At 53.7% G+C, this 10,503-nt stretch carries 9 protein-coding genes; 4 read left to right on the forward strand and 5 right to left on the reverse strand.

Features of this window, described 5'->3' with window-relative positions; genetic code table 11:
• Positions 1–34: 34 nt before the first annotated feature.
• The 3 genes from VPK24_RS11050 to VPK24_RS11060 form a co-directional block, all read right to left on the reverse strand.
• On the reverse strand, positions 35–1,291 hold the full coding sequence (locus tag VPK24_RS11050; protein WP_393013151.1) for a hypothetical protein: 1,257 nt from the start codon (positions 1,289–1,291) through the stop codon (positions 35–37).
• 44 nt (positions 1,292–1,335) lie between these two features.
• Positions 1,336–3,651 carry a Calx-beta domain-containing protein gene (locus VPK24_RS11055; RefSeq protein ID WP_393013153.1) on the reverse strand — a complete coding sequence of 772 codons (2,316 nt, stop codon included), beginning with the start codon at positions 3,649–3,651 and terminating at the stop codon, positions 1,336–1,338.
• 814 nt (positions 3,652–4,465) lie between these two features.
• Entirely contained in the window at positions 4,466–5,368 is a 903-nt protein-coding gene (locus VPK24_RS11060; protein WP_393013156.1) for a Calx-beta domain-containing protein, read from the reverse strand.
• A gap of 16 nt (positions 5,369–5,384) precedes the next feature.
• Here VPK24_RS11060 and VPK24_RS11065 point away from each other — a divergent pair, with 16 nt between their 5' ends.
• On the forward strand, positions 5,385–5,825 hold the full coding sequence (locus VPK24_RS11065; RefSeq protein ID WP_393013159.1) for a hypothetical protein: 441 nt from the start codon (positions 5,385–5,387) through the stop codon (positions 5,823–5,825).
• Positions 5,826–6,178: 353 nt separating this feature from the next.
• Here the strand turns inward: VPK24_RS11065 and VPK24_RS11070 are convergent, their stop codons facing one another.
• Both VPK24_RS11070 and VPK24_RS11075 read right to left on the reverse strand, forming a co-directional pair.
• Positions 6,179–7,285 (reverse strand): glycosyltransferase family 2 protein, encoded by a 1,107-nt coding sequence (locus tag VPK24_RS11070; RefSeq protein ID WP_393013162.1) that lies wholly within the window; start codon positions 7,283–7,285, stop codon positions 6,179–6,181.
• A gap of 14 nt (positions 7,286–7,299) precedes the next feature.
• Positions 7,300–8,517, reverse strand: a complete 1,218-nt coding sequence (locus VPK24_RS11075; protein WP_190353414.1) for an ABC transporter permease — start codon at positions 8,515–8,517, stop codon at positions 7,300–7,302.
• Between the two features lie 720 nt (positions 8,518–9,237).
• Here VPK24_RS11075 and VPK24_RS11080 point away from each other — a divergent pair.
• From VPK24_RS11080 to VPK24_RS18850, 3 genes are all read left to right on the forward strand, one after another.
• The gene (locus VPK24_RS11080) at positions 9,238–10,143 is read left to right on the forward strand and encodes a hypothetical protein (RefSeq protein ID WP_393013165.1); all 906 of its coding nucleotides are present in this window, start codon (positions 9,238–9,240) and stop codon (positions 10,141–10,143) included.
• The gene (locus VPK24_RS11085) at positions 10,124–10,381 is read left to right on the forward strand and encodes a hypothetical protein (RefSeq protein ID WP_393013168.1); all 258 of its coding nucleotides are present in this window, start codon (positions 10,124–10,126) and stop codon (positions 10,379–10,381) included. Before VPK24_RS11080 ends, VPK24_RS11085 begins: the two co-directional genes overlap by 20 nt.
• A gap of 53 nt (positions 10,382–10,434) precedes the next feature.
• On the forward strand, positions 10,435–10,503 hold a 69-nt coding region (locus VPK24_RS18850), incomplete at its 3' end, for a transposase-like zinc-binding domain-containing protein (protein WP_449283921.1).

Here is a 10,503-nt window from a genome sequence, read left to right on the forward strand (position 1 = left end):
CTGGCCCCTCAGCACTCTAGCGTTGGATTGGCGATTAAACAAAATCCTTCGCCTTGGTTGAAAGGGCAGATCCCAAATTGCCCGCCAACACCACCTCGTAGTTGTAGCTGCTGTTGGCCGACAATGCGCCACCGCCCACCCGTTGGGTCATGGAGGTTTTGTCGGGCCGGCGAGGGGCATAGGTGGAATCGGCCTGAACAATCACATTCCCACCCGAGAACCGCAGTCCCTTGACGGTTAAGGAATTGGTGCGATCGTCCGCAACACTGACCGTGCGCCGATCGTTGCGAGCCGTCAGGTAGGTGGCGTTTTGGATGTTGCCCGTGGCCAGGTCAACCTTGGCCAGAATGCTGACCCGGCTGCCACCGCCACCGCCGGGGCTGCCATCCGTGTAGCCGCGCAGCCAACCACTGCCCGTGAATCGGCTGTAGCCATTGCCCGGCTGAGTGCCCGTGGAAGTAAAGACGGCGTAGAGGTTGGAACCATCCCAAGCCAAGCCCGTGCCCGTGCCGTCATCGTTGGTGGTTTCGTAGTTCGTGCGTACCCATCGTCTGACTCCATTGTTAAAGCTCACCAAAATCGGATCCTTGTTGGCGGAGGTCACTTGGCGATAGCCGATATAGACGGTGGTGGTGCCGATCGTGACTTTGGGGCCGTTTTTCGCGGCAATCGCAGCTTCCGAGTCGTTGATTCCGAAGGTAACGGCGTTTTTCACCGAAGATTGCACACCGTTACGAGGCACATTGACCGATCGGGGCAGGTCTGGGGCGATCGCGGCGGCCTCCTCCTGAGGTGCTCCGGTCAGGGGATCCAATGGGCGATCGGGGGCATCGGTTCCCGATCGGCGACCGAGACGACCAAAATGATCCAAATCCTGATTGAAATCGCCACCCGTTCCACTGCGCCTCAGGTTGCGATTTTGTCCCCAAGAATCCAACCAAAAATCATCACTGATCTGACCCAAGCTGATCTGACCCAAATTGACCTGATCACTCACTCCAGCATCAACCGAAGAATGTTCAGGCCAATCAACTCCAGAAAGAAGCTGCTTTGTACTGAGAAATTCGGAAACGTGATCAATGTTTTTGATCTCAGAATTGTTGATCTCAGAATCCTGAATCTCGATCGCGTGATGGGTGCTGAAACCGCCTCCGGAATTGTGAGCATGGGTGGGCGGAAAGTAGGATGCAACCCAACTGGAACCCATCGTCCAACGTGGCTCAATGCCTTGGCCCAAAACAGCCGTTGCCGAATTGGCCAAGCTTCCTCCCCCAAAATCAGTAGATGCCATCAAGAACTCCAGACGATCGTGAGCGGGCCCTGGCATCCTAGGCCTCAAATGAAATCTTTGGCCCGCGTGGACAGGGCAGATCCCAAATTGGCTGAGAGTACCACTTCGTAGTTGTAGCCCGTGCTGGCGGGCAGCGCACCATTGCCAACACTTTGGGTCATGGCTGTTTTGTCGGGACGGCGCGGCGCATAGGCCGAATCCGCTTGCACCAGCACATTGCCGCCCGTGAAACTGAGACCCCGCACAAACAGGGAGTTGGTGGTGTCGTCACCGAGGGGGGCGGTTCCCTTGTCATTGCGAGCCGTCAGGTAAGTGGCGTTTTGGATGTTGCCTGTGGCGGGGTCAACCTTGGCCAAAATCCCCACTTTGCCGCCGCCGCCGCCGCTGGGGCTGCCGTCTGTGTAGCCCGTGAGCCAGCCACTGCCCGTGAAGCGACTGAGGTTATTTCCCGGTTGGTTGCCGGTGGAGGTGAAGACGGCATAGAGATTGGAGCCATCCCAAGCCAAGCCCGTGCCTGTTCCATCATCGACGGTGGTTTCGTAGTCGGTGCGTACCCAATTGCGCACGCCGTTGGTGAAGCTGATCAAGATTGGATCCTGATTGAGGGCCGACACCTGTTGATAGCCGATGTAGATGTTGGTGTTGCCGAGGGTGATTTTTGGGCCATTTTTAGCAGCGATCGCGGCTTCCGAATCACTGGGGCTGAAGGCAACGGCGCTGGCCACGGAGGATTGCACCGGGCCGCTGGTGGGTGTGGTGGGGCCGCTGGCGGCGCTGTCGATGATGCTGATGGTGGCGGCGTTGATGCTGCCCAGTTGTCCGCCCGTGGGACTGCTGAGGTTGAGTTGGAAGGTTTCCGTTGGCTCGGTCAGGCTGTCGCCCAGGATCGGGATCGTGAGGCTGGCAACGCTTTGGCCGGCGGCAAAGGTGAGCTGGCCATTGATGGCGCTATAGTCGAGACCGGCTAGGGCGGTTTCGTTGCTGGTGGCGTAGGTCACCGACAGGGGTTGGGATAGGTCGCCAGTCCGTCGCACGGGGATGGCGAGGGAGCCGCTGGTTTCGTTGATGCTGTAGCTGTTGCCATCCAGAGAAACGGTGGGGCCGGTGGGGGGCGTGCTGCTGCCGCCGCCGCTGCCGTCGCGGATGGTGAGGGTGGCGGTGGCTCGATCGAGCTGGGCCCCCACGGGATTCGACAACAACAGGGCCACGGTTTCATCGGTTTCCGTGAGGCGATCGTCTGTTAGGGGAATTGAGATGGTTTTGCGGGTTTCGCCGGAAGCAAAGGCGATCGCGCTGTTCACGGGGGTGAAGTCTTGGTTGGGGGTGGCCGTGCCGCTGCCGGTGCTGAAGGTGACCTGGGCGGCGGTTTGCAGGTTGCCGGAGCGCTCAATGGTAATCACGGTGCTGCGATCTTGCTCGTTGCCCACAAAGCCGCTGCCCAGGAAGCGCAGGATCGCGGTGTTGGCATTCAGGCTTTCTTGGGAGATCACGTTGCTGGCGCTGAAGCTATTGGGGTTGATGCCCTTGAGAACGGCCAGATAGCGGCCCGTTGCCCGATCGCGGACGATCGTGTCACCGCTGTTAACACCAATGCCGGCCGTGAAGTCCAAATCTTCAAACCGTTGACCGCTGGGCACGACCAGCCGATCGGCTCCTTCCTGCAAAAAATCCAAAATCACATCGGCCGAGGCGATCGAGCTGCCACCCGCCACGGCACTGATCAAAAACAGATCAGCCCCAGCGCCACCGGTCAGGGTGTCGGCTCCCAAATCCCCCGACAGCAGATCATCACCCAGGTCGCCCAGCAGTTGATCATCACCCGCACCGCCCCAGAGGGTATCGGCTTCCTTGCCGCCGCGCAGTCGATCGTTGCCCTCATTGCCAAACAGCAAATCGCGGCCACGGTTGCCGGTCAATTGATCATCGCCCGCTAGCCCCTGGATTTGATCATCACCATTCCAACCCAACAGCAAATCGCGACCAGTGCCACCCGTGAGCGAATCGGCCGACTCGCTGCCAAAGTTGAAGCGGTTGAACCCGCCGCCCGGTTCGCGCCGTTCCCGAAATCCCGATCGCGCAAAATGTTCCAGGCCCGAAGTGAGCTGACCCCGCCCGATCGCCCCTTGCACATCGGGATTTTGGGCTAAATAGTTTGCTTCGTTGTAAAGCGGCAACACCGCTTGCAAAATTTCATAATCGCCGCTGGGGCTGCGGCCTTCGCTGAAACCATGCTGTGAAAAATGCGCAAAGCCCGATCGCAGCAAATTACCGCTCACCGCAAGGCTCACATCGGGATTTTGGGCTAAATAATCCGCTTCACGATAGGCAAAACGCGCCACCTCAAAACCGGTGAAATCCATAGATCGGCTCCGTCTAGCAAAACTGATTCGCAGGGAAGGGTAGGAGCTGTCATCGCATTCGCTGAATTCCTGATGCCGGTGCGATCGACCGTGGGCACTGACCGCTGAAACCAGTTTTTCACTAAGGCTCCAGTTCCTAGCTTCCTGCCCTTGGATCATGACAGGATTAGGATTTCGAGGATTTGATGACAGACCCTAACGTTTCTTTTCGAAAATTTTCCTGAGAAACCGGAATTGCGCTCCAAAACTGCATTGGGTGAGAATTTTGGAAATCAAAGGAGCTGCAAAAATAATTCAAAAGGGAATTTAATCAGGATGTCTAAAAAGCCAAATCGGCTATTTGCAAATTTCATCATCAATTTCATCGATCAATAACGAAAAGGGGGCAAGATTTTATCGCTTTTTCGAGATGTTTTTGAGGAATCAATAGACCTCTTGCATCAATCATGATCCTTATCCTAGATCTCTCTCCGAGATTGCCGATTGACTGACAAAATGCTCAGTCACCTGGTTCTTCAGTAGGTTGGGTTGAGCCTTGCGAAACCCAACTCGATCACTACGAACCTTACTGTTGTTGGGTTTCGTACCTCAACCCAACCTACAAAATGATTGTTGATTAGCCCATCTTGAGGAAAAGGGTTCAAGGATGAAGGCTTTTAACTGGTTCGTGAAAGAGGTCTATTAACCCATTTCTGCTCAATCAATTTTTGACCAATGTTGATTGAGCAGGGGCATGCCGATCGACATGCCCGATCGCTCTGGATTTAAGTGCGAAATTGACGATGGGCAACTACTCGGCCCACTTCAACGCTGCTCAAAGACCATGATCACTGATGGTGAGGGTAGCGGTTGCCAAATCCAGCTCAGCTCCAACGGGATTGGACAGCAGCAGCATCACGGTTTCGTTGGGTTCCGTGCGTCGATCATCTGTTAATGGGATGGTGATTGTTTTGCGGGTTTCGTCGGCCCCAAAGGTGATCGAGCCGGTGATGGGGGCGAAGTCTTGGTTGGGGGTGGCCGTGCCGCCGCTGGTGCTGAAGCTCACGCTCACGTCCGTTGCTGTGTTCACTGATCGCTCTAGGGTAATGGTCGCCTTGCCGTCCAGCTCAACGTCTAGAAAATTACCCTTGCTGAACCGAATCACGGCCGGGGTTGGAGCCAAGCTGTCTTGGGACACCACATTGCTAGCGTTGAAGCTGCTGGGGCTGATTCCTTTCAGGATCACCCAGTTTCGGCCCGTCGCCCGATCGCGCACGATCGTATCGCCACTGTTGTTTCCTGTTCCGGCGATGAAGTCCAAATCTTCAAACCGTTGACCGCTGGGCAGCACCAACTGATCTGCCTCGCTGGTTCGGAAATCCAAAATCAAATCCGCTTGGTCGATCGCGCCCCCATCCATCGCCATCCCAATCAAAAAGCGATCGGCCCCCAAGCCGCCAGTCATCGTATCAAGACCCAATTCGCCCGCGAGCCAATCGTCTCCCAAATCCCCCAGTAACTGATCGTTGCCGCTGCCGCCCCACAGGCTATCTGCCCCTTGTCCCCCTTGGATCCAATCATGACCATCATTGCCCCATAGCTGATCGCGGCCTTGGTTGCCCAGCAGGCGATCGTCCCCATCCAAGCCGTGTAATTCGTCATCACCACCCCAGCCTTGAATCCAGTCCCGGCCAATCCCCCCAAGAACCAGATCGGCGCTTCCAGTGGTTAGCTCCACACGATAAAAACCATCATTGGCGCTGCGGCGTTCCTTGGTTTCTGGGGCGATCGAGGGGATTAATCCACCGTTGGATGGGGGGACGGGCGTGGTGGCCGGAATTGCAGAATTTGCGACTAAATTGCTCGCTGCCACATTGAGCAGGAAATCTGCTGCTGAAACCGCTGCTGAAACCGTTTCTGAAACAGGGTTTTCACCGCTAAAATCCTGGTTGACGGGGAAATTGCTGGATGCCAAGTGCCAGAAGCTGAATTTTGGGGAATTTGGATTGGAAGGACGGCTGATCTCAAGCGTTTGCGCCCAAGGATTCGATTCTCGACAAGCAAAATTTGCCACACCAAACTCGCTAAAGTTCATGGGAAAACTCCGTCAGTCGTGGCTGATTTTTAGGGAATATAATTTTTTCTTCAGAAATTTAGAATTGAAACCGGATCTAAAAGATAGTTTTATTTTGTAAAGGCAAAGTGCTAAATCGCACTCATGAAAACGTTTTTCAATTAAAGAAGCTTATGTTCTGATGAGAATGGGTTATGAAAAATAAAATGCCTGATCAAAAAAGTTCCGTGAATTCAATTAAATTCGGTCAGCAACCTAGGTGGCTTTTGAGATCTTGAAGTCAGATCAGATTGTTGGCCTCGATTAGAAAAAATTGAATCAATGGGCACTTTGGCGAAATACTTCCACCTAGCATTAACCTCGATCCAAGTTAGGAGTCAAATTTTTTACTCACGGTGCGTCAAATAGGTTGCTTTGGCTTACGGAAGGGCTATTGACAGCCGGATAGACAAACGCCAAGGAGCGATCGGCCGATCAGCCTTTGGGGCGATCGAACTGATCGAGCTGGCAATGAATTGGCTCCTGAAAGCGGGGCACGAGGGTCAGGGCCAAGATTCGATCCTGGATGCGCTGTAGCCCTAGTTGCTCGATCGCCCGTTGCCCGATCGCCCCCGGCAGCCCCATCAGCCCCATCTTGAGCAAGATTTGCGCCACCAAGGGCCATTGCTTCAAGACCCCGTGATGGCACTGCAACACTTGCCAGGCAAAGCGGGCGGCGGTTTTGGCGCGGCGCGGTTGGGCAGGGCCGTCCAACGCCTTAAAGAGCAAATATTTGTAGCGGTTACCCCAAATGATGGCCCGATGGGGGGTGAGCTGGTTGGGCGATCGGGCGATCGCCGTTTGCAAAATTTGCCGACTGACGCGCTCCTGTCGCCACACGTTTTCCGATGAGGAGGTGGGCCGTTGGCGATAGAACACATGGCATTCGGGCACTTGGGCCGCTGGAAACTGCCAAGCCAATCGCAGCCACAAATCCCAATCTTCTGAGGGAACCAAGTCTGGCTGAAAACCGCCCACTTGGTTCAAGGCCGATCGACTCACCAGCACATTAGACCCGCTGGAAACAAAATCCGTGACCAACAGGGGCCCATAAATCCAACCGCTGAAGGGGCTGGTGACCGGCTGCCCGATCGCCCGGCCCGAATCATCAGTGAGTTGGGTCCAACTGTAAACCCAACCGGCGGCGGGGTTGGCCGCCAGGGCCGCCAGTTGGGCCCGCAACTTGTCGGGATGCCAGCGATCGTCCGCATCGATGAACCCAATCCAGTTCCCCTGCGCCCGATCGATCCCACGATTCCGGGCGATCGCCTGTCCCCCGTTGGCAAAGCCATAAACCCGAATCCGGCCATCGGCGGCCGCCATCGACTCAGCCAAGGCCCGGGAGCGATCGTGACTGCCATCGTCAATAATCAACAGTTCCCAATCGGGTTCCGTTTGGGCCAAAATCGAGGCCACCGTATCTGCCAGGGTGTCTGCCCCATTGAACACCGGCAGCACGATCGACACTCGCGGCCGGTGGCTGGCCTCGGTGCTGCTGCCCTCGGTGCTGCTAGTTTCGGGTTCGGTGGCTTCCGTGGCCATGATCTAGGGGCTACCTAAGCACTGCGAAGGGCCACGATCGGATCCAGCTTGGCCGCCTGTTGGGCTGGAATTACGCCAAAAAAGAGACCAATCCCGCCCGAGACACCCACAGCCACCCCGATCGCGGTGCTAGAGGGGGCCGCTTCCAAGTCCGTGACCACGCTCACCAAGGCCAAGCCGCCCACGCCAACGGCCGTCCCGATCGCCCCGCCCAAACTGGCCAAAATCGTCGCTTCAATCACAAACTGCATCAAAATATCCCGTTGGGAAGCCCCGATCGCCTTGCGCAGCCCGATTTCTTGGGTTCGTTCCGCCACCGACACCAGCATGATGTTTGTGATGCCAATGCCGCCCACCAGCAGGGAAATACTGGCGATCGCCACCAACATCACCTGCAACGTGCCGGTGATCGCCCCCAGGGTGTTTTGCAAATCCTGCTGGTTACGAACGGTGAAATCATCCTCGCCCACAATTTTGTGTCGTCGGCGCAGCAGGTTTTCAATCTGGAATTGGGCGGCTCGCATCACCGTTTCATCCCGCGCCGACAGGGAAATATAACTAACACTGGTTCCATAGGGCGATCGACGACCCACCAACTGGTTCGCCATGGTGCGCAGCGGCAGAAATACAGTCATGTCCATATCCATGCCAAAGCTGGATCCTTTGGGCTGCATCACCCCAATCACCTCTGCCCGCAGGTTGCGAACGCGCACAGACTGCCCGATCGGGTCTTGGCCGTTGAACAATTGCCGCGCCACCTCAGACCCCAGTACCACCACCCGCTGCACCCGTTGGCCATCGAGCTTGGTGATGAACCGGCCCCGATCGACCTGAAAATCTCGCACTTCGGTATAGTCCGGCGTGGTGCCAATGACGGTGACGCTGGCGTTGCGGCCCCGGTAGCTCACCACCTCGTTCCCGGTCAGCTCCGGAGCCACGGCCACCACGGTGGGCACTTCTGTAGAAATAGCCTCCGCATCTTCCAGCACCAGGGTTTGTGGGGGCCAAAGGGGCCGACGATCGGCCTCCGGGCTGCCGGGGCGAATAAACAATGTATTGGGGCCCAAGGATTGCACCTCGGCGGTCACAAACCGTTGGGCCCCCTCGCCCACCCCGATCGTGGCAATCACCGAAGCATTACCAATCACAATCCCCAGCATGGTGAGGCTGCTGCGCAATTTGTTGGCGGCCAAGGTGGCGATCGCCATTTTGAGGCTTTCCCAGAGGTTCATCGGTAAGGGCGATCGTCCGGGCGATCAACGAGGGGACTGGAATTTGCTTTGGACTTTGCTTTCAGAGTTAATCCTAGCGAACTCCCAAAACCCTGCGGCGATCGCTGAGCCTAGGGCGTGGCTGTTTTAGTTCGATCGGTCAGGTCAAATGATGGTTGCTGTTAGGCGATCGGTAGGCAGCGAAGGTATTAATCTCCTGATCACCACGACTGACTCCGCAACGTTGACCTATGCGCTACGAGTTGCGATCAACGTCCCGTAAATGAGAGCATATTCCGCAGTGACAGGATAATGCCTGTAGTATCGGAGTTAGACCGCACACGCTTGACAACATCCTGCTGAGGAGAGCTATCGTATATGTACGGTCTAATACATAGTTATCTTGCTGAGTTACAGGTAGCGGCATAGTCCAGTTCACTTTGAACAGAAACCTAGACAATCGGAGATTTAGTTCATTGCTGGCACTCCAGTATTTGTAGTGCAGTATACAAAAAATAGGATCTTATTGATAAACGGTGTGAAAAATTTTTCTTTAAAAGGCTTAAGAATAGCTTCATACTCATTCTTATTGGATTTACAAGACTCAAGAAGCTTGAAATCATTGAAAATACCGGATTTGCCGTTTTTATTGATTCTGCTTATGTAGGAGGGGAGCGCTTTCACCAATCCTTTCTATTGGATATAATTGCTTGCAGAATTTAGTGTCATGAGTTTAAGCACATGCCTAACAACGAAGATACATCCAGTAAAGTATCAGGTGTTACACTTCCCTATGGAGTTGATGACAATGATATTTTGCGCCTAATCGACGCTATAAAAAGGAAGCCAGACAACGAAAAAGCCATTAAAGAGATATACAACAAATCTAACTTTGAAACTGCACGTAAGGCTTTGGAAATTTTTGGGATTTTGGATAATCAATTTAGCTTCAGTCTAAGTGGGAAGAACTTAGCTATAGAAAGGGAAGGTAGTCGCAAGCAAGAGCTTTTTCTCGGATTTTTCCTAAGCTATCCGCCTTACGGTCATTTCCTTGAAAATCTCTCCCATACCAATGCTCTATCCGCTACAGAAACAGAGAGCGTAAAAGATTATTGGTGGAAGCACAATTATGGCTCTTCTGGGAATAATCGCGAAGAGGGGGTTGTTACATTCGGCAAGCTAATTCAGTTGGCAGGTCTAGGTAAATTTATAAGTGGTAGAAGGGGGAAGCCATCGCGAATTGAGTGGAGTCTGAATGCAAAAACTTTGATCGATAAAGCTTGTACCCCTGATGAGGAATCCTCAGATCTAGCAGAGCAATTTGAAGTTCCTGCATCTAGTCGGGAACATGCTGATAGTGCTCTAGCAACTGTTAATGATGTTTTAGATAATCCTAAAGAAGAAGCTGTCAATCCTAACATTCATACTGACAAATTATCATCACCTCAAGTAGCCTCACCCAACACTGCATTGAATATCATCCCAAATATCTCAATTAATGTAGATATGAGTGATTGGGATAACAACAAAATCATTACTTTTTTCAAAGCTGCCTACGGAATTTTTGATGATGGCCGAGGAACAAATGTATCAACTTCCTGCCCACAAAGTGTCAGTGAGCCTAGTGATGGATATAGTGCTCCGTAGTTCATATACTGAGGCCAGCCTAGATGCATTAGAAAAGTACACAGGTAAAAGCAAGTCATATGTCAAAAGCGCGGTCAAATCTGCTTGTTTGCTCGGAATGGTCGTTGCCAAGGAAAATGGCAATTTTGCGACAATTAAAGAATGTTCAGAATTGCTTTCCAATAAACCCTCTGACGAATTAAAAGTATCTGTTTTTAGGAAATGGCTTCAGGCATGGGAGCCTTTTATGATTTGGTAGTGCCTGTGAAGTAATGATGCTAGTCTAGCAGCAGTCATTCACCGCTCCAGTTCATGCCTGCTTGCCCCCAGTGCCAATCCAGCCACACGGTTAAAAATGGTCGTATCCACAACGGCAAGCAA

The sequence above is a fragment of the Limnothrix redekei LRLZ20PSL1 genome, from assembly GCF_043235035.1.
Lineage (GTDB): Bacteria > Cyanobacteriota > Cyanobacteriia > CACIAM-69d > CACIAM-69d > CACIAM-69d.

Bases quoted from the DNA above. Each gene is read 5' to 3' on its own strand.
- VPK24_RS11050 (WP_393013151.1), bottom strand. From the start codon at position 1,291: ATGGCATCTACTGATTTTGGGGGAGGAAGCTTGGCCAATTCGGCAACG.
- VPK24_RS11055 (WP_393013153.1), bottom strand. From the start codon at position 3,651: ATGGATTTCACCGGTTTTGAGGTGGCGCGTTTTGCCTATCGTGAAGCG.
- VPK24_RS11070 (WP_393013162.1), bottom strand. From the start codon at position 7,285: ATGGCCACGGAAGCCACCGAACCCGAAACTAGCAGCACCGAGGGCAGC.
- VPK24_RS11075 (WP_190353414.1), bottom strand. From the start codon at position 8,517: ATGAACCTCTGGGAAAGCCTCAAAATGGCGATCGCCACCTTGGCCGCC.
- VPK24_RS11080 (WP_393013165.1), top strand. From the start codon at position 9,238: ATGCCTAACAACGAAGATACATCCAGTAAAGTATCAGGTGTTACACTT.
- VPK24_RS11085 (WP_393013168.1), top strand. From the start codon at position 10,124: ATGGATATAGTGCTCCGTAGTTCATATACTGAGGCCAGCCTAGATGCA.